General features: G+C 54.6%; 19 protein-coding genes, 1 tRNA gene and 3 pseudogenes. 13 read left to right on the plus strand and 10 right to left on the minus strand.

Annotation, left to right across the window (positions count from 1 at the left end):
• From FEM54_RS34545 to FEM54_RS05055, 10 genes and pseudogenes are all read left to right on the plus strand, one after another.
• A pseudogene (locus FEM54_RS34545) lies at positions 1–161 on the plus strand (transcriptional regulator); the annotation flags it as partial.
• Positions 162–312: 151 nt separating this feature from the next.
• Positions 313–954 carry a response regulator transcription factor GacA gene (gene gacA / locus FEM54_RS05015; protein ID WP_003190387.1) on the plus strand — a complete coding sequence of 214 codons (642 nt, stop codon included), beginning with the start codon at positions 313–315 and terminating at the stop codon, positions 952–954.
• Position 955: 1 nt separating this feature from the next.
• On the plus strand, positions 956–2,779 hold the full coding sequence (uvrC, locus tag FEM54_RS05020; RefSeq protein ID WP_017139022.1) for an excinuclease ABC subunit UvrC: 1,824 nt from the start codon (positions 956–958) through the stop codon (positions 2,777–2,779).
• 32 nt (positions 2,780–2,811) lie between these two features.
• The gene (gene pgsA / locus FEM54_RS05025) at positions 2,812–3,372 is read left to right on the plus strand and encodes a CDP-diacylglycerol--glycerol-3-phosphate 3-phosphatidyltransferase (RefSeq protein ID WP_099547687.1); all 561 of its coding nucleotides are present in this window, start codon (positions 2,812–2,814) and stop codon (positions 3,370–3,372) included.
• 63 nt (positions 3,373–3,435) lie between these two features.
• Positions 3,436–3,511 (plus strand) — tRNA-Gly (locus FEM54_RS05030).
• 224 nt (positions 3,512–3,735) lie between these two features.
• A pseudogene (locus tag FEM54_RS05035) lies at positions 3,736–4,023 on the plus strand (Arm DNA-binding domain-containing protein); the annotation flags it as partial.
• A 310-nt stretch (positions 4,024–4,333) separates the two neighbouring features.
• Positions 4,334–5,038, plus strand: a complete 705-nt coding sequence (locus tag FEM54_RS05040; protein ID WP_240792708.1) for a hypothetical protein — start codon at positions 4,334–4,336, stop codon at positions 5,036–5,038.
• Complete coding sequence (locus FEM54_RS05045) at positions 5,031–5,738, plus strand: RES family NAD+ phosphorylase (protein WP_138449766.1); 708 nt, start codon at positions 5,031–5,033, stop codon at positions 5,736–5,738. The genes FEM54_RS05040 and FEM54_RS05045 overlap by 8 nt, the downstream gene beginning before the upstream one ends.
• Before the next feature lie 292 nt (positions 5,739–6,030).
• On the plus strand, positions 6,031–8,208 hold the full coding sequence (locus FEM54_RS05050; protein ID WP_138449767.1) for a PAS domain-containing sensor histidine kinase: 2,178 nt from the start codon (positions 6,031–6,033) through the stop codon (positions 8,206–8,208).
• Positions 8,205–8,567, plus strand: coding sequence for a response regulator (locus FEM54_RS05055; RefSeq protein WP_138449769.1), 363 nt, complete (start codon positions 8,205–8,207; stop codon positions 8,565–8,567). Before FEM54_RS05050 ends, FEM54_RS05055 begins: the two co-directional genes overlap by 4 nt.
• A 273-nt stretch (positions 8,568–8,840) precedes the next feature.
• Here the strand turns inward: FEM54_RS05055 and FEM54_RS34975 are convergent.
• The 3 genes and pseudogenes from FEM54_RS34975 to FEM54_RS05070 all read right to left on the minus strand — a co-directional run bounded on the left by FEM54_RS34975 (position 8,841) and on the right by FEM54_RS05070 (position 10,649).
• Positions 8,841–9,191, minus strand: a pseudogene (locus FEM54_RS34975) (type II toxin-antitoxin system RelE/ParE family toxin).
• 2 nt (positions 9,192–9,193) lie between these two features.
• Positions 9,194–9,484, minus strand: coding sequence for a type II toxin-antitoxin system ParD family antitoxin (locus tag FEM54_RS05065; protein WP_138449771.1), 291 nt, complete (start codon positions 9,482–9,484; stop codon positions 9,194–9,196).
• A 262-nt stretch (positions 9,485–9,746) separates the two neighbouring features.
• Entirely contained in the window at positions 9,747–10,649 is a 903-nt protein-coding gene (locus tag FEM54_RS05070; protein WP_138449773.1) for a LysR substrate-binding domain-containing protein, read from the minus strand.
• Positions 10,650–10,811: 162 nt separating this feature from the next.
• On the opposite strand from FEM54_RS05070, the gene FEM54_RS05075 reads away from it, so the two are divergent.
• Together FEM54_RS05075 and FEM54_RS05080 are read left to right on the plus strand one after the other, a co-directional pair.
• Positions 10,812–11,306, plus strand: a complete 495-nt coding sequence (locus FEM54_RS05075) for a sugar ABC transporter (RefSeq protein ID WP_240792710.1) — start codon at positions 10,812–10,814, stop codon at positions 11,304–11,306.
• A gap of 505 nt (positions 11,307–11,811) precedes the next feature.
• Positions 11,812–12,069 carry a DUF1652 domain-containing protein gene (locus tag FEM54_RS05080; RefSeq protein WP_138449775.1) on the plus strand — a complete coding sequence of 86 codons (258 nt, stop codon included), beginning with the start codon at positions 11,812–11,814 and terminating at the stop codon, positions 12,067–12,069.
• A gap of 162 nt (positions 12,070–12,231) precedes the next feature.
• Here the strand turns inward: FEM54_RS05080 and FEM54_RS05085 are convergent, their stop codons facing one another.
• The 7 genes from FEM54_RS05085 to xth form a co-directional block, all read right to left on the minus strand.
• Positions 12,232–12,429: a hypothetical protein gene (locus FEM54_RS05085; RefSeq protein ID WP_138449777.1), complete on the minus strand. Its 198-nt coding sequence runs from the start codon at positions 12,427–12,429 to the stop codon at positions 12,232–12,234.
• A gap of 61 nt (positions 12,430–12,490) precedes the next feature.
• On the minus strand, positions 12,491–12,904 hold the full coding sequence (locus FEM54_RS05090; RefSeq protein ID WP_138449780.1) for a CBS domain-containing protein: 414 nt from the start codon (positions 12,902–12,904) through the stop codon (positions 12,491–12,493).
• Between the two features lie 1,254 nt (positions 12,905–14,158).
• A complete protein-coding gene (locus FEM54_RS05095) occupies positions 14,159–14,668 on the minus strand; it encodes a DUF4142 domain-containing protein (RefSeq protein WP_027616371.1) in 510 nt (169 codons plus the stop codon).
• Between the two features lie 1,504 nt (positions 14,669–16,172).
• The gene (locus FEM54_RS35055) at positions 16,173–16,481 is read right to left on the minus strand and encodes a DUF4142 domain-containing protein (RefSeq protein ID WP_138449781.1); all 309 of its coding nucleotides are present in this window, start codon (positions 16,479–16,481) and stop codon (positions 16,173–16,175) included.
• Between the two features lie 101 nt (positions 16,482–16,582).
• On the minus strand, positions 16,583–16,807 hold the full coding sequence (locus FEM54_RS05110; protein WP_054069327.1) for a hypothetical protein: 225 nt from the start codon (positions 16,805–16,807) through the stop codon (positions 16,583–16,585).
• 444 nt (positions 16,808–17,251) lie between these two features.
• The gene (locus FEM54_RS05115) at positions 17,252–17,770 is read right to left on the minus strand and encodes a DNA polymerase ligase N-terminal domain-containing protein (RefSeq protein WP_240792711.1); all 519 of its coding nucleotides are present in this window, start codon (positions 17,768–17,770) and stop codon (positions 17,252–17,254) included.
• Entirely contained in the window at positions 17,703–18,515 is an 813-nt protein-coding gene (xth, locus tag FEM54_RS05120; protein WP_138449783.1) for an exodeoxyribonuclease III, read from the minus strand. Before xth ends, FEM54_RS05115 begins: the two co-directional genes overlap by 68 nt.
• Positions 18,516–18,748: 233 nt before the next feature.
• Between xth and FEM54_RS05125 the strand changes: the two genes are divergently transcribed.
• Positions 18,749–19,016: LysE family translocator (locus tag FEM54_RS05125; protein ID WP_171045798.1), on the plus strand; the 268-nt coding region annotated here is incomplete at its 3' end.

Genomic DNA, 19,016 nt, shown 5'->3' on the forward strand with positions numbered 1-19,016 from the left:
TTCAACTGGAAAACCTCAGCCAGATAGAAGAAAAGGTCCTCGGTGATTACCGCGCCATGTTCAAGGAAGACCATGATGCAATCCGCCGCCTGACGTCTACCCTGGCCGAACATTCGGCTGCGTCGAATGGGAAAAGCAAACCGCAACCCCAGGATTCCTGACCTTTTACCCAGGAAATAGCGCTGCTTGTCATCCGACGGGCCGCCGCATCGCGTTGAAACTCTATATATATGACGCTAGCAGCTAGGTCTGCGCCTTGGTTTTTTGCTAAGGTGTTCAGCAACCTATAAGACCATATCGCGAGGTGTCTGCTTGATTAGGGTGCTAGTAGTCGATGACCATGATCTCGTTCGTACGGGCATTACACGAATGCTGGCTGACATCGATGGCCTGCAAGTAGTCGGCCAGGCTGAATCGGGGGAGGAATCCCTGATCAAGGCTCGGGAGTTGAAACCCGATGTGGTTTTGATGGACGTCAAGATGCCTGGGATTGGCGGTCTTGGTGCCACCACCAAATTGTTGCGCAGCCATCCGGACATCAAGGTCGTGGTGGTCACTGTGTGCGAGGAAGATCCGTTTCCTACGAGGCTTCTGCAAGCTGGGGCAGCCGGTTACCTGACCAAGGGCGCAGGCCTGGCCGAGATGGTGCAAGCCATACGCCTGGTATTTGCCGGCCAGCGCTATATCAGCCCGCAGATTGCCCAGCAGTTGGCGATCAAATCGTTCCAGCCTACCAGCGACTCGCCGTTTGATGCGCTGTCGGAGCGGGAAATCCAGATCGCCTTGATGATCGTCGGCTGCCAGAAAGTACAGACGATCTCCGACAAGCTGTGCCTGTCGCCCAAAACCGTCAACACCTACCGCTATCGTATTTTCGAGAAGCTCGCCATCAGCAGTGATGTTGAGTTGACCCTGCTCGCGGTACGCCACGGCATGGTGGACGCCAGCGCCTGACATGACCACACCGTTTGATCCAAGTGCCTTTCTCTCAACCTGCAGTGGCCGCCCTGGCGTGTACCGCATGTTCGACAGCGAGGCACGCCTGCTTTACGTGGGCAAAGCCAAGAACCTGAAGAACCGCCTGGCGAGCTACTTTCGCAAGGCCGGGCTGGCGCCGAAAACCGCCGCGCTGGTGGCGCGTATCGCCCAGGTTGAAACCACCATCACCGCCAATGAAACCGAGGCGCTGCTGCTGGAGCAGACGCTGATCAAGGAGTGGCGGCCGCCCTACAACATCCTGCTGCGTGACGACAAATCCTACCCCTATGTGTATTTGTCCGACGGCAACTTCCCGCGCCTGAGCATTCACCGAGGCGCAAAGAAGGCCAAAGGCAAGTATTTCGGCCCGTACCCGAGCGCCGGTGCGATCCGCGAAAGCCTGAGCCTGCTGCAAAAGACCTTTTTTGTGCGCCAGTGCGAAGACAGCTTCTACAAAAACCGCACGCGGCCGTGCCTGCAATACCAGATCAAACGTTGCAAGGCACCCTGTGTCGGCTTGGTTGAACCTGCTGAATACGCCGAAGACGTGCGCCATTCGGTGATGTTCCTCGAAGGACGCAGTAATGCCCTCACCGATGAACTCTCCGGCGCCATGGAGCAGGCCGCCAGCACCCTGGATTTCGAACGGGCCGCTGAGTTGCGCGACCAGATTTCGCTGTTGCGCCGCGTGCAGGACCAGCAAAGCATGGAGGGTGGCAACGGCGACGTCGATGTGATCGCTGCATTCGTCAACCCGGGCGGCGCCTGTGTGCACCTGATCAGCGTGCGTGGCGGGCGAGTGTTGGGCAGCAAGAACTTCTTCCCGCAGACTGGTATCGACGAGGAAGTGGCCGAAGTCATGGCCGCCTTCCTTGGCCAGTACTACGTCAGTAGCCCCGAGCGCGACTTGCCGTCCGAACTGATCGTCAACGTGGTGCATGAGGACTTCCCCACGCTGATCGAGGCGATCCACGAGCTGCGCGGGCGCGAGCTGGACATCAGCCACCGTGTACGCGGTACCCGCGCGCGCTGGCAGCAACTGGCGGTGACCAACGCCGAACAGGCCCTGGGCGCGCGTCTGGCCAATCGTCAGCACGTTGCCGCACGTTTCGATGCCCTGGCCGAGGTCCTCAACCTCGACGAGCCGCCCCAGCGCCTGGAGTGCTACGACATCAGCCACTCCAGCGGCGAAGCCACCGTGGCTTCCTGCGTGGTATTCGGGCCGGAAGGGCCGATCAAGTCCGATTACCGGCGCTACAACATCGAAGGCGTCACCGCCGGCGATGACTACGCCGCCATGCACCAGGCGCTCACGCGGCGCTTCAGTAAGCTCAAGGACGGCGAGGGCAAGCTCCCCGATATCCTGCTGGTAGACGGCGGCAAGGGCCAGTTGTCCATGGCCCGTGACGTGCTCAACGAACTGGCCGTGCCCGACCTGATCCTGCTCGGCGTAGCCAAGGGCGCCACGCGCAAGGCCGGTTTCGAGACGTTGTACTTGAATGATGCCGCCCATGAGTTCACTTTGAAGGGCGACTCACCCGCATTGCACCTGATCCAACAGATTCGTGACGAAGCCCACCGTTTTGCCATTACCGGCCACCGCGCCCGCCGTGGCAAAACCCGGCGAACCTCAACCCTGGAAGGGGTGGCGGGCGTTGGCCCGACGCGCCGTCGCGACTTGCTTAAACATTTTGGTGGCTTGCAGGAGCTATCCCGTGCCAGCATTGACGAAATAGCCAAAGCCCCCGGTATCAGTAAAAAGCTCGCAGAATTGATTTATGCAAGTCTGCACAGCGAATAGAATGCCTTCTCACCTCGTAGCCAGTTGTGCCGATGAATATCCCTAATCTGATCACCGTTCTACGCGTCCTGCTTATCCCGATTTTCATTTTGTTGTTCTATTTGCCCTACGAATGGAGCTACGCCGCCTCCAGTTCGGTGTTTGCCTTCGCTGCCGCAACCGACTGGCTCGACGGCTACCTGGCGCGCCGCCTGGAGCAGAGCACGCCATTCGGCGCGTTCCTTGACCCTGTGGCCGACAAACTCATGGTCGCCGTCGCCCTGGTCCTGCTGGTGCAGGAACATGGCAACCTGTGGCTGACCCTGCCGGCCGCCGTGATCATCGGCCGCGAGATCGTTGTCTCGGCCCTGCGCGAGTGGATGGCCGAAATCGGCGCCCGCGCCCACGTGGCCGTCTCCAACATGGGCAAATGGAAAACCGCCGCGCAAATGCTTGCGCTGGTGATTTTGCTGGCCAACCCATCGGACTTCTCGATTTGGGTTCTTATCGGTTACGCCTTGCTGCTCATCGCCGCCGGCCTGACCCTGTGGTCCATGCTTCAGTATTTGCGCGCCGCCTGGCCGCATCTGCGTACCACCGTTGAAAAGAAATAAAACTTTTTTGAATCAAGGGGTTGACGGGGGTTCTGGATTCTATAGAATGCACACCACCAAGACGCGGGAATAGCTCAGTTGGTAGAGCACGACCTTGCCAAGGTCGGGGTCGCGAGTTCGAGTCTCGTTTCCCGCTCCAATTATTTTTCTATAGACTTCCATTGAAGTATTTAGAATACAAAAAAAGAGGCTTTGGCCTCTTTTTTAGTTCCAGTAAAGTCCACTCCGATACATCAACAGCCGCAATTTTTTAGTGCATTTTTTAGTACATCAATTCGACGCTTGGTAAATCGGATTTTAGGGATGCTTGGCCCTCTGAAAACCGTACAACACTCCTTCATTCTTATGAGTGGAGTTAGTACGATGGCCCTTACCATTACGGCGGTCCGACACGCCAAGCCTCGCGCCAAAAACTACACCCTTCCTGATTTTGATGGTCTCGCGCTTTTTGTGAATACGAAAGGCACCAAGAGTTGGCACTTTCGTTTTTCTTGGGCGGGCAAACAGCCTCGTATTTCGCTAGGTACTTATCCTGAAATAGATCTACGCGATGCTCGCGCTCTGCGTGATATCGCCAGGGCGCTGGTCGCGAAGGGAATCGATCCCCGCGATCAGCGACGCCTTGAGCGCAATGCCAAACTGTTGGCCGAGAAAACACCTTCTTAGGACGATGTGATGCAGATCTTCAGCCCTAGGGGGTAGGGGCGGGACCGCCCGATCTGACGTCCTGGACTGCTGGGAATTCAAGCAGTGCTGAACGGGTTTATGCCAACTCTCGGTCCACCATTGCTGGTCTTGAGCTCGCTCGCATAACTGAAAAAGCCAAGATCGTATCCTTAGGCTTTTAGTCCCAGAGTCACCGTGCTGATCGACGGCATGGCGTGCTCCCCTCGAACCGACCTATGCATCCAGATGAAAGGAGCTTAGGCTAGAGCTAGGGTTATCAAAGATATGCTAGAATTTGATAGCGCAGATAACTGATGAGGGGATTTCCATGAGCGTAACAGAGCAGTCGGGCGTCTCCACCTTGATCGGTACGCCTAAGGAGGCTCGGGCCAGCTTGAGCCGCTCGCATGCGGACCGAGTGCTGGTCGTGTCTTTCGATCAGGTCAGTCTCAATGTATTTGAGGCCTTGGCGGAAAACTTCGCCAATGTGGCTTCGTCGATGTATGAGGTGCTGCAGGAGCGTCAGGACCCTAAGTCGCTTGAGCGCCTGGCCGAGGTGTTTGTGACGCGAAAGCCGCCTTCGCCTCGACTGCTCAAGGAAGCGGCAATGCTGGTCCAAGCCCGCAAAGCGGTATTGGAAAGCGGTGATTGGCTGACCGCCGCGGATATCGCGCAGGTGGCCCAGTTGAGTACCCGAAACCCGAGTGCCCAGCCCAACAAATGGAAAAAGCAGGGGCAGATATTTGCCATCAATCACGGTGGGGTCGACTATTTCCCTGGTTACGGCTTGGATCCGGATGCGGGTTATCGGCCGTTCAAGGCATTAGCCAAAGTCATTGAGGCTTTCGCTGGCCACAAGGACTGCTGGGGTGTGGCTTACTGGTTCCGCTCAGATAACAGTTTTCTGGGCGGCAAAAGGCCCCAGGACTTGCTGGCGCCGGAGCCTGATCGGGTGATTGCTGCCGCACAGGATGAAATCCAGGGCATTGTCCATGGCTAAGCAGCGTACCGAGTCCAGTGAGGGTAGGACGACGCCTCCCACGGATTTGGCGGCGTCCGTTACCCCAGTGCCTGCGGCTACGTTGCACGTCACTTTCACCGTGATCGCCAAAGGCGATGTGCTTCATCGTGTGCACCAAGATAAGTATCAGCCTGATCAATTCAATCCTGGTGTGCACGGCAACGCACGCTTCAGCCCGATCCAGGATGATCAGGGGCGGGCGATTCCCACCTTGTATGGAGGCACGACAGTCGATTGCGCCTTGATGGAGACCGTCTTCCACGACGTTCCCCATACGGCTGGGTTTAAGAGCTTCGACAAGGGCAAGCTGACTGGACAGGTGCATTCTGCCGTCCAGATTAGCCAACCGCTGCACCTAGTGGACCTGTCCAGCGTGCCCCTGCGGAAACTGGGCGTCACGCGCAAACAACTGATCGACACTGAGAAAGACCAGTACCCTGCAACGCGCAAATGGGCCGAGGCAATCCACCGTCAGTGTCCAGATGCCCAAGGGCTGTCTTGGGTGTCGCGACAAGATGATTTGGCACGTGCGGTGGTGCTCTTCGGTGACCGGATTCCTGACGGCGCACTCCATCCGCAGGGAGCGTCACGCAGCTTGACCGGCGACTCGACTGTATTCGACACGGTGCTCAATCTGGCAGAGCGGATTGGGGTCGTTATCATCGCGGGAAAAAGCTGAGTCAAAATGACCGAACAGTGGCCCCTGGAATCCGCTCTCTGAGGCTGGAATTGCCATTCCTCAGTCATTAGATCTTGCTGAGGACGGCGGGCTTTGATGGGGGCACTAATAGATTCTTCCGTACAGGCCTGTGGCAACAAATAGCGATCCAGTGCCTTAGTGCCTAGGATAAGTCTTCCCGCGTTAAATGAAATTTATCCACGGTGGAATGCCGTCTTAGGACATACACTCAGGGGGAGCCAAAGCCGTCCATAACAGGCGCGTTTCAACCCCGGTGGATTGAGGATCAAGTATGTTGAATGTTGATGAGCTCCCCGAATGCGAGCCAAGTGAGTACGAGAGCTTGGTTGCTATGGGGACCCACTCGCTCGATGCCATTCCGGGGGCTATTTATCTATGCGACCGCGACGGTTGGCTCGTCAGGTTCAACCGCGAGGCTGTCAATCTGTGGGGAAGAACACCAGCGCTAGGTGAAAATGGGGACCGTTTTTGCGGCTCGTATCGGCTTCACACTACAGGCGGAACGCCGTTAGCTGTAGACGAGTGTCCGATGGCCTCGACCCTCAAAGCGGGTCTGTGTGCGCGTAACCAGGAAGTGCTGATTGAGCGCCCGGACGGATCGCGATTTGTAGCGCTCATGAGTATCCGCACGCTTAGAGATCGGTCTGGAATAATCCAAGGCGCGATCAATTGCTTTCAGGACGTCTCGGCGCACCACGCCATCGCCGAAGAATTGCGACGCACAAGCTCCGATCTTGAGGACTTTTTCGAGAATAGCGCCGTTGGCCTTCATATTGTTAGCGGCGAGGGGATTATCCTGCGGGCCAATAAAGCGGAGTTGTCGCTGCTGGGCTATTCAGCAAACGAGTACATTGGCCGTCACATCACCGAATTTCATCTGGATGAACCGGTAATCGGCGACATCCTCTATAGGCTCGGTAGCGGTGACTGCCTGAAGAGTTACCCGGCGCGTCTGAGGGCTAAGGATGGCACCATCAAACACGTAGCGATCACTTCCAATGGGCGATTTGAAGACGGAAAATTTTTCAATACCCGTTGCTTCACTATCGATGTGACCCGCGTGCATGACGCCGAGACTGAGCGCCAGGAGAGCGATGACAGGCTTGCGGCTACCTACGAGGCGGCAACCATTGGCATCGCCGAGGCGGGAGAGAATGGCCGGCTGCTGCGTGTGAACGATGCCCTTTGTACCATGCTTGGCCGGTCTCGCGAGCAGCTGCTGTCGATGACTTTCCTAGACTATACCCATCCAGATAGTGTTGAGCAGGATGCAGCGTTATATGCACTGCAGGTGGCGGGTGAGCTGGACAACTACGTATTACGCAAACGGGCCGTGAAGCTCGATAATCAGGCCCTTTATCTGGATGTTTATAGCTCGTCGGTAAGGGCTCCTGATGGCAGCTTTCGCTATGGTGTGCGAGTCATACAGGACGTCACACTGACCCGAGAAATGGAAAATCGGGTGCGTGAAAGCGAGCGACACATGCGCAATCTGCTAGAGGCGCTGCCTGCGGCGGTCTACACCACCGACGCCGAGGGGCGTATTACATTCTATAACCGTGCGGCAATCGAGTTATCGGGGCGAACGCCGCAACTGGGCGATCAGTGGTGCGTAACGTGGAAATTGTTTAACACCGATGGAACCCACCTTCCTCACGATAAATGCCCAATGGCCGTGGCGCTTAAGGAAAACCGGCCCATACGGGGCGTCGAGGCCATTGCGGAGCGGCCGGATGGCACCCGCGTGCCCTTTACTCCGTATCCAACCCCTCTGCACGATGCCGATGGAAACCTGATCGGCGCTATCAATATGCTCGTGGATATTACCGAGCGAAAGCAGGCCGAAGACCGGCAAAAAAACCTGATTGACGAGCTTAATCATCGGGTCAAGAACACGTTGGCTACGGTCCAGTCCCTGGCGGCCCAGACAGCGCGCAATGCACTGGATGCCAAGGACGGATATACCCGGTTCGAGCGCCGACTACTTGCGTTGTCGCGTGCCCACGACCTGCTGACGAAGCGGCATTGGGGCCTTACTCCGCTGGGGCTTCTAGCCCATGAAGTGTTAATGCCGGTATTGAGCAATGAGCCCGGCCGCGTCGTGATCACCGGTGATGCTATCGATGTTGACACCCGCGTCGCCCTGAGCCTGACGATGACGCTTAATGAACTGGCAATCAATGCGCTTAAATATGGAGCGATGTCCGTCGAGACGGGCAGACTGTCAGTGAACTGGAGCGTTCAATCCCAACTGAGCGGAGCGCTACTCACACTGGAATGGCGCGAACAGTATGGCCCCACCGTGTTCACGCCGGAGCGCGAAGGATTGGGTTCGCGACTGATGAAACGCTGCATCGAGCGCGATTTAGGCGGTTGTTTTGAACTCAACTTCGCCCCTGAGGGCGTTCACTGTCGCTTCTCGTTCATGGTCGCTGAGAACAAAACATGACCTCGTTCACAGGAATCAGGGTGCTCCTAGTTGAAGACGAGGGCGCCATTGCGATGTTGATCGAGGAAATGCTCGAAGACTTGGGATGCACGGTGGTTGCCTCCGTGGCCCAACTGGCGAAGGCGCTGCAAGTGGCAAACGTGGTGGATGTAGACTTGGCGATTCTTGACGTGAATCTGGCTGGAGAGCGAGTTTTTCCGGCCGCCCGGATTCTGCGCGCACGCAACATTCCCTTTTTATTCAGCACGGGCTATGGCGTCAGTGGCTTACCGGCAGAATTTGCCGACTGCCCGGTCTTGCATAAGCCGTTTGCAGAGACGGATCTCCAGTTGAAAATTGCACTAACGCTGGAATGTTAGGCGGTAAAACGCATTTTGGACCAACGTCAAGGCGAACTGACAAGCCGTTTCAACGGACGTCAGTCCAGATGGTGGCCAGTGTTCCGTGCGCCAGGCACATTGATCCGCATGCGTATGGGTAGATGCAGCGTGATGCTAGGCGCCAGGCCAGGGAAATGCGTAGGAAGCGGTTATTCAGCATTGAGCGTGGTACGCAACGTTAGGTTGGGATGTAGAGGGGGTTGCCTTACCTTCGCTGTTCATGGGCAGTTATGCCGTTGGGCCAGGTCGGGATCAGTTGTTGGGCAGGTGCAGTTGCACTTCCACTTCCATGGCGTCATGAAGGAGTCTGACGACCTCGATCACGTCGTCGTTTGCCACACGATAGAACACGATATGGCGTGGGTTTTTGATCGTTCCATTGGGGGTTGGCCTGTTGGCGTAAATAGCTGCGAAGGCCCGGTACAAGCCCATCGCGATCGTGGCTACCAATGCGATAGGGCGTAGCGGCAAGGGCTAGCATCGCCGTGAGGATCAGCGCCTGAGGGTAGCGCTGGCGTGCTTGATCGCCGAACTGCGTCTAGGAGAACGTGAGGATGTCGACAATGTCGGCGCGCGCCGTGTTGGAATCCGATACTGCGGCATGCTCAGTGCTTCTGGCGCGCGGGGAGGGTAGCCTCCAGGCTCAAGCCGTCGAGGTAGTGCTCCAGATCCTCTTCGTTCACCTGAGTAAAGCGCCCGTGCTCAAGGTCCATGATGCCGATCGAGGTCGCCTGACGCAGGGCCTCAACTTTGGCGGTATCTTCGGCGACGCGTTGCTCCAATAGCCGTAAGCCTTCTCGCATTACCTCGCTGGCATTCTGATAACGACCGGATTGAACCAGGTCCTGTATAACCTGTTCCAAGTGAGGGGTCAGCACAACGTTTCGCGTTGCCATAATTAGCTCCGGCTAGGTAAATAGTTTCTTTCGATCATTGGCCTGTTATGCCATTTTGCTCACGAACACCTGGTTATGGATTTGAGTCTGATCAGTGGGCGCTGCGCGATGCTGGACAATGGCATGTGAAATAGTTTGGTGCCGTGGCGGCCTGTGATTGAGAAGTAGCTAGACAGCAGACGGCCACGACGGCGGCGTTTAGGGGGGTATCCGGCGGTAACGTGGCCCTTCTATCTGATCACAATTAGAGAACGGATATCTACTACGAGCCAACCGTTGCCCCCTTCTTCGCTTCTTCTAATAGCCATTGAGCAAACGCTTGTATTGGTTGCCGGCTTAATCCGATCGGCTCGGGGAGGATGAGGCAGAAGGTTTTGGAGATGGTTTTTCCCGCCGGGCACGGGGCGATCAGGCTTCCTGACGCCAGTTCGGTTTCAACGTACAGGCGCGGTACTAGCGCAACGCCGAGACCGGCCAATGCGGCTTCTATCAACATACCGTGGAGATCATAGCGTGCGCCAATTGCAGGGTTGGTAAGCGGCGTACCCATTTCCAGAGAGTAGTGTTGCCAAGCCTCAGGGTTCTGTCGCCGGTGCAGACGCGGTAATTCGTCCAGTGCGGTTGTTCGTTTGCGTCCTGTCAGAAGTTTAGGATGGCAAACCGGAACCAGCACTTCATGCAACAGGGGGTATGTCCTCATTCCAGTCCACGCTGGGTGCTCGAAATGGATGGCAGCATCGAATCCGCTTCCGGCCAGGACGATGGGCTCCATGCGCTCGGCCAAATGCACCGTGATGTTCGGATGCTTCTTCTGAAATCGTGACAAGCGAGGAATGAGCCATCGCATCGCGAATGTCGGGATGGTGGCGATGTCCAGGCTTGCGCCATCGTTCGGTTGCCCCATCAAGTACTGGCTGTCCCGATCCAGGCGGTCAAGCGATTCGCGAACCTGTACCGCGTAACGCTCTCCATTGGGCAGGAGACGGACACGATTGCCGACCCGCTCGAACAGCGTGACCCCGAGGAAGGCTTCCAACCGGCCAATCTGGCGACTGATGGCGCCTTCAGTCAGAGACAGTTCCGCTGCCGCGCGTGCAAAGCTGCCGTGGCGCGCAGCCACCTCGAATGCCATCAGCGCCGTGCTACTGGGGATCTTCCTTCGCATGAGCGCTCCTAGGCTGAAGCTGGGGGATCGGCTTAGCTTGATTTTTTATCACTGAAGCATACCGAAAAAACGTTTTTGTGCGTCGACTCCCTGGTTATACCTTGATTAAACGTCAACCAAAGAGGGCCGGACGCATAAGCGGTTCGGTAGCGGGTGATTCCTATGATTTATATCGTTGAGTGCAGCTTCGCCGACCCAGCCAGCGAAGCAGAGTGGAATGATTTCTACAGCCTGGAAAAACTGCCCGCGCTTATTTCGGTCAGCGGGTTCCATACGTCGCAGCGCTTCAAGGCCTTGAACACTGGTTGCCCTCTCTACCTGGCCATGCACTCGATCGATGGTTTGGCTGTGCTGGAGGGCGATGAGTATCGTCAGAAGGGCGGTGGAAACTTCGCACGTTGGCAGCAGCACATCACCGATTGGCATCGCAATCTTTACGGCGGCCTTGAGCCAGCACCTGCCATCGGTGAAGGCGAGCATCTGATTGTGAGCGCAGTCGGTCCCGAGCCGCTCATCGAGATGGGGTTCACGCCTGAGCCGATATGGGCCGTCGCAATGGAGAAATTTCCTTTGAACAGATGGCTGGCGAAGCTGGATAGCGCCATTAATCTCGGTGTGGATACCCTCCCGAGGACGTGCATCTCTATGCCCCGATGACCGCGCAATTGACGAGTCACGGTACTGCGGACGCAGGGATAGAGTCATACCTAACCTGACGAAGCCTAGCCGATGCCAGGTAGCGCTCTCCCAGCAACCCCGGCGCTGTGATTCTTGGCGCTACTGGCTGGCTATGAAGCCATAGGCCTGCGTGGCCGGTCATGATCGGTTTGGGACATTGCGAGTCGTGGTGGCGTATCCGATGAAGGATGAGCGGCGATACCCAGCATTTGCATCACTTCTTTTTGGATCCGACCAGCACTCATCCTGTAGTTAAGCTTTCTTTTGTTCATGGGCTTCTTTTCAAAAAGTCCTTTCATAATTGAGATGGCAACATTGTCCTTCGTGGCATGCGGCCACCATTGGCGCATTCGTAGCGACGATGTGGCATACGTCGGAAAATGCACAAGTTGAACGACGTCCCCTCATAGTTTGGCTAAATTAATTAGACAGGTATGGGGGGCGGACAAACACCAAAACGTCAAACAGTACGGAGGAACGAGCGATGATTTCTCTCCTCGAGTTACGTCATATCATCGAGACAGCATTTCTGCCCACGCAGTGTGTCTGCACAATCGACGCGGACAACCGGCTTATGATTCAGCTGATCAACCCAGTTACCCAAGTGGAGGAACTGACGGTTGCAGGAATCGAACCTGTTGACCTGTCCTCCAGTCGCGCGATAGCGAAGTTTGTAGTTGAGATCAAGGAAGAGGCAAGACTGCGGCGCGACGCGTCTGTGCGATCTTATCGACGCGCTTAGCCTGGGCGGGGGGACAGAAAGGGACCCGCATGTGCGGGCCTATATATCGGGTCGTGGGTATTTGAGGACAGCCAGCCACGCCATGTGAGCAAGACCCTTTCGGCAGAGTCATAATAAATCCAAGGGGGTCAACGACCTGGACATATTCGAAGTCTCCCGTGATTATTTGAGATCGCGCAGGCCTATCAAACTATCAGCGGCATTGTCAGCCAGCGAGACGGAAGACTCGGCGCAACGACCGAGAGCTGAGATATTCCGTTCTTGAAAACGGTTGAGTGTTCCTGAATAAGCATGGCTGAGGCCTACAGGCTGTACATCGTAGATGTCTGGGGTGATCCAATGGTCCAGATATACGTTCATTCAGATTGTCTTCGCAGAGACAAGAAGCCCGGCGCTGGCCGGGCTTAGCAACCTATAATTGTTATCGGGGTTGTGCCACCCCTTCAAGAACTGTAGCGGATGCGTTTTGAGATCTGGCGCTGGCAATATTACCTAGCGAAACCACGCCCACTAGTCGCTTCTCACGACTGAGCACAGGTAAGCGACGAAGTTGAATATCGGTCATATTTTGAGCTACATGGTCAACTTCTTCATCCTCGAAGCAATACCGGATGTCTCCGCTCATTATTTCACTGACAGGGGTATCCGAAGCCAGGTCCTTGGCGACGCCTCTAAGGGCGATGTCTCGGTCAGTAACCATGCCGATTAGGCGATCTTGATCTTCGATCAAAATGGCGCCGCTATCGATACTCTCCATCAGTCGTGCTGCGTATTTGATTGTATCGGTAGATTTAACTGTTCGTACGCCTGTTGTCATTACCTCTGAAATTTTCATAGAGAAATCCTCTTTCGGGACGGTGAAATGGGAAGTTCTCCCAATCTTTTCCGACTGTTTGAGGCAGACAGGGGTTCAGAATGGATCATGCCATCTGTCGGCGCAGATAAAACGAAGCGGTTCCGGTCGTCCGATCCGCTGGGATAGCCGGTTTGATTGATTTGCTTCAGAACAAAAAACCGGGCGCTGGGTTAGGTTAGCGATTGTTAATCCGTAATGGTCGAACGTGCCGCGCTAGCACGCTAGCACGCTAGCACGCTAGCACGCTAGAAAGCGGCTCTCATATCCGGTTTTTCGTAGCTGTCGATCCATCCATAGCGAGTTTGCTAATAGTCTTGGAAGTTGTTTCAGCTTAGCACTTATGCATCGTCCATCTAGATACATCGAGAATCTGACCCAAAAATGACCTCAACAGTCCGACTATACGTCCCAGCAGAAGCACGCCAATTTTGTGTTGTAGAGCCTGTTCAAGGCTCGCCGTATTTGCAGCATCACATTTTATTTTTCGGCCGTGATGGATGTAGACTGGATTGATCCAGCATTAATGGCGCAAAGCTCTGCAGCCAGGCGGGCACACTCAAGCACCTTCCTCGGGTGCGCCCGCTTTCGCTTTGTTAGTCGGCATTTGAAATTGTCCACATAACCTGCAAGCTGATCCTGAACCTAGGAAACTTTGACGTGCTCGCAATTCGCGGGTTTTATGTTCTAGCGAACTATTTGATAGTTTTACGGAAAAATGCGTCAAGTCTGCGCCCCATAAGTTGAGCGGGGCCGCAGCCTCTTTCAGGTCACGGCGCAGTTGATGGGTTTGGCGAGAGTGGTCATCCAGTCAATCCGGGGTGATTGTTTGGATACGGGATCAGGCTAGCTCAGGCTGAGTGCGTGCTCAACGAGTTAAGGCATCACAGCCGAAGGTGATTACGGATTGGTCTGCTGCGGCGTGTCAGATGTAGGCCCACAGGTTCAAAATGTCCAGCCAGTAGACTACTAGCGTAGGTCCGGGATCTGATATCCAACGCATTTTATGCAGAAGTAAGAAGTGACCGGGCAGTGCACGTTAAAATCTGCCCGGTCTCCTTTCCACACACATCGCTCCTGTAAGGCCAGCCACCACGTGCACTGCATAAGTGCTAGGCAAGAGACGTATCAATAACTCATGTGGCGTAATTATCTTATACATTTCTGCCTTTATTATGGCATCTGAATTTCGCCCTCGTGTTAAACGAGGGAGGCGTTTAGAAGGCTTCCCTTCTATTAATTCGTATCGGCACCGTGAGCCTCGGACAGCGTCTTGGCATGCTCCAGATGAATCTTCAGTTTAGGAAGTGTTTCAGTGGCAAACGCTTTAATTTCAGCGTCCTTGCCCTCAGAGACTTCTTTCTCGAAGAGTGCAATCGTGGCCTCATGCGCCTTAACCTGATTGTTGGCATAGGCTTGATCGAAAGATTTAGCACTGCGCAGTTCCAAGATTGCCGCCTTAGCCTTATCCATCAACTCCGCGCTGTCTGACACTTTTAAGTTCTTCGCGTCTGCTATGGATTTTAGCTTTGCATTGGCCGCCGTGTGATCTTGGACCATCATCTCGGCAAAGCTCTTAACATCGGTGGCACTGCCTTTTTCTTGGGCGAGCTTGCCAGCCTCGACTTCAGCGACCCCCTTGGCGGAAGCTTCTTCCACAAAGTCATCATCCTGAGCTGCGAATGCACCTTGGGTGGCTACGCTGACAAATAGGGTAAGTGCGCAAGTTTTTAGTACGTTTGCCATGTTAATTTCCTCTTCATAGTTTGATGGACAGTAGCGCCCATAAACTTATGAGCGATAGCTCCGGTTTACGTTCAACGTTTCTTACGGAAAGCGGCAAATAAGGTATCGCTAGCGGAACGCAGCTCGCGTCATGATGAAAAATCTGAGGTATGTATCCGCCCAAGTCATCCACCCAACCCCTCAAAGCCCGGCTAGCGAAGTCGCGCTCCCTACTCGCCCATACGGATGCACTACTATCCACCCAGCGTTTTTGTGTAGTTCTTCCGTAGTGCAGGACAGCGACGGCGACTCGATGGCCAGTTTGAAAAAGGTACGGATAAGAGGCGTTTCAAACCATTGACAGCCCGTCTTCTATGCATGCTGGTGGCCGAGATCTCAGCCGCTTGGGTCATGCTTCGGCAGCTCCAATGAGGCTCACCGATGCGTGGTTGAGTGACCTGCTCAAGGACATGGTGCACAGCGCCAAGTACGAATTTGGCTTGCGGTCCCGACTTGCTTTATCGAGCAGACCGTCGAACCGCGGATCTTGGAAACGCCGACACCACACGTGATCACAGGGATCGAAAATCTAGGCAACCGAGTAATCTTTACCCGCGTGCAGCCTTGGGCTGCCAACAGAATCATCTTAGCCCCGCGAAGATTTTTTGGTTGTTCACCGACGCGTCTCTAAATGTGGGATGACACAGAACGTGTAGCCAAGGTCGCATGAGTTAAGTCGAGAGAAGCACATAGGGGAGGTTCGACACGAAGTCATTTAATGACGCCGATTTAGGACGGCGGTAAAAAGCCACAGCGGAATATGCGGAAAAAGTCATCGACTCGGTCAGTGACACTCGTAGGTGGAGACTGCCCCTAGGGTAGAGCGGGTGACAGCTTTCTGGTATATCCGTTCATCGCCGTGCTTGAACCGTTTAATAGCTCTCGTCTCTACTGTTAACATTGTGGAGATGTTCATTATGTATGAAGACAGAAAAGCACAAGCGTTGACGACCTGGTACGAGCTCCTTGAGCACCCTGAGGTTCGAATGAGCGCTCCTGAACAGTATGACGAATTACTGCGCCTTGCAGAGGAGTATTGCGAGGAAGGGTTTATCACCCGTGAAGATCGTAGACGGATGATTGAGAAGGCTACTGCAAACTATAGGCGGGCAGTGGAGGGTCTAGGCCAAGGTACTTAACGTCATTTCGGGCGCGATCGTGTCGCACGCACGTACCCGTGGAAGATTGCGCAGTCGCGTCTTTTTGACTTTCGCCTCGCAAGCTGAAATTTCGCTCAGCTCCTTGACAGGATTGTTCTTTGCAAAGCGAAGGTCTTTGACTGAATCTAGTAACCGGTAAGAGACTAGACCTTCAAGGGGGGGATCATGAGGCGGAGAAAATTTGCCTGCCGAGGGCTTAAGTTTTTCCTGAAGGCTCCTAGCCGTTTGCTCTTGCCTGAGCACCTCCGGTAACTCGTCTGCGGCGAATTTTCTTCAGCTCTGGATTTTCGGGGACAGCGTCTCTTTCAGGAATAGAACACTTTCTGTTCAAGAGTCCCTGCCTCACCATCGACATAATTGCGATCAAAGGAACCGTCCTGCGATTTAAGACGCATCTGCTTTGCTTCGCCTAGTAGAGAGAGCTCTGTGTGTAAGTCCATGCGCAGTCTGTCACAAAGCGCCTTGAGCTTATCCTGTAGCTGCGCTTTGTTGCTGATCGTCCGATGAGCGAAGTCTTTTATTCTGTATTTCTGCCATCTGGCTCTTACCCAAAGCCACTTTCGCGCTTTCGGATCTGGAGTACGCACTATTGGAGGCATCCTCCAGAAAGGCATTCAGAGTCACAGCTTGTACCACTGACCCAAAGACTGAACTCTATGTGACAAACCACTTCGCTCTGACCGGGTTCATTATCAACGTCCTCTCCGCACGAAATTCAGGGCTGTTGATAATGCCCTGGAACATTGTCGCTTTCGTCAGGTTTGATTCTTTTTTGAACCTGTACATCAGTCATGGAGGCGCCCTTCAGTTCAGGAAAGGTTTGTTTGACCAGCGCTTCTGCTTCAACGGGCGCAAGGGTTTCGCTGTCATGCTCCAGCGTCCGGCTTTGTGGCTGATTGCCGAGAATGAAACTGATGATGAATCGTGGTTTATCAAACATGGGAGCTTCCTTTTGAAGTCATTAATAAGCGAACTATCGCCGCATTGTTTGACGTTTTTGATCTGCAGGCCCAGGCGTAACGCGCGCTCCGATCTGACTATCGGAATCTTCTCGACTTACCCGCTGGTCGTCCGTCAAGCCGATGCCTTCGTCTACGGTATGTAGCTGTTCATCCGGAGGGACGTCCAAGGGCTGAACAGAACGATTGTGTTTTTTTTCAGACATGCATTCACCGTGTGTACGTGATTTTCGAGCTAGCTGCCAAGCTGTGCCTCAAAAGAGTGACGACCTGAGAGGAAGGTTGTTCCTTTGACTTGATGAACGGTTTGCACACCATCGCCTCGGTCTTCGTACCACCATCTATGCTCTCTGCAAATGGTTTTGCTTCACTGTCTACGACTTGATTTACTGGCCGCGCCATCTAGATACGGTTATTTAAATTTGTTATCTGCTGTAACGTGGCGACACATCTAATCGACCTTTAGCGTAAGCCTCAGCTGGATCCGATATGGGTTTCCAGATACCGCGGTCCCACACAATGACGTCGCCAGCACCGTACTGCCCTTCCGGTATCGTGCCTTCAAAGGTTGCGTAGTCGAGAGGGTGGTCTTCGACATGCACGGCCAGGCGTTTGGATTTTGGATCGAGCGACGGCCCCTTGGGTACCGCCCAGCTTTTGAGGGTACCGTCGAGCTCTAGGCGAAAGTCGTAGTGCAGCCGTGTTGCGTCGTGCTTCTGGATGCAAAACTGCAGCGCAACCGGTTCAACGGTTTTATTCTTTGCTGCCTTAGGCTTTATTGCCCGATGGCTCTGAGGTCGCGTCGAAATCACGCTTACGATTGTACTGATCAAGGGTGTTAGTGGTGTGTATTGCTGCTTGCGCGTCGCTTGCGTTTCACTTTGACTTCCTTTTTGACTTGGTTTGTCGGGGTGAGATCTCAATCCATGTCGGGGCGTGATCACTGGCGTGCTCTTCGCCCCGAACCCATGCGTCCACGCCGGCGTCTTTCAGGTGGGGAGCAAGCACCGGGTTCAGCAGAAGATGGTCGATGCGCAAGCCAGAGTTCTTCTGCCAGTGCTGACGGAAATAGTCCCAGAACGTGTACACACGCTCTTCCGGATACAGGTGCCTCACTGAGTCAATCCAACCTTGGCTCAACAACCTTTGAAAGCACTCGCGGCTCTCAGGCTGAAGGAGTGCATCCTTGAGCCACGAGCGGGTGTTGTAGATATCAAAGTCGGTGGGCACAACGTTGTAGTCACCCGCGAGGACAACCGGGTGTTCGCTGGCTTTTAGTGTTTCGGCATGCGCTATCAGATGCTCAAACCACTTGAGCTTGTAATCAAATTTAGGCCCGGGTTGCGGATTTCCATTTGGAAGATACAGGCACCCGACGATCACACCATGGACAGCAGCTTCCAGGTATCGAGACTGCGTGTCGTCTTCAGTACCAGGCAGGCCTTTATGAATCAGGAGCGGTTCGGAATCGCGCGCAAGAATGGCCACTCCGTTCCAGGCGGCTTGGCCATGGTGCAGTGAGCCGTAGCCGGCCGCCTCTAGATCGCCTGCGGGAAAAGCTTTGTCCTGTGCCTTCAACTCCTGAAGGCATACGATGTCCGGGCGCTCTTTTTCAAGCCAATGCAGAAGGTTGGGCAGGCGCGCGCCTATGCCGTTGACGTTAAATGTGGCGATCTTGAGGTTTTGCATTACCTCTATCCTTCTATGTACCTGAGTCGTCTCATCCGATTAGTTAAGGGTGGATGAGTGCTAAATTCATTCTGAAAGCACTGCAGTAGGACGCGGTTGTACAAAACATCGCTGCAGCTCAGTAGATTTTTGATCTCGTTCTTTTGGAACTGGCGGGGTGATGGAACGTTCAAGAAAATGTAGCTGTGAACAATTGATGGGAAGTATCGCAAATGCTAGCCGGAGGCATAGTCATGACCCTGAACCAGCTCCTATTGTTTCTCCCCTCTGCCTTGATCGTTGCCTCGTCGCCTGGGGCGAACAATCTATTGGCATTCGCCAATGGGAGCAGGGAAGGGTTGAGGCCCGCAATCCTCGCCCTGGTAGGTCGGTGTTTAGCGTTCGTGCTCCTCGTCGGAATAGTCATTAGCGGGTTAGGGGCGGTACTCGAAGCATCCGAAACTACTTTCCAGATCATCAAGTGGGCAGGGGTTCTTTACCTCGCCTTTCGTCGTATTAGTA

It is taken from the genome of Pseudomonas edaphica, assembly GCF_005863185.1.
GTDB classification, from domain to species: domain Bacteria; phylum Pseudomonadota; class Gammaproteobacteria; order Pseudomonadales; family Pseudomonadaceae; genus Aquipseudomonas; species Aquipseudomonas edaphica.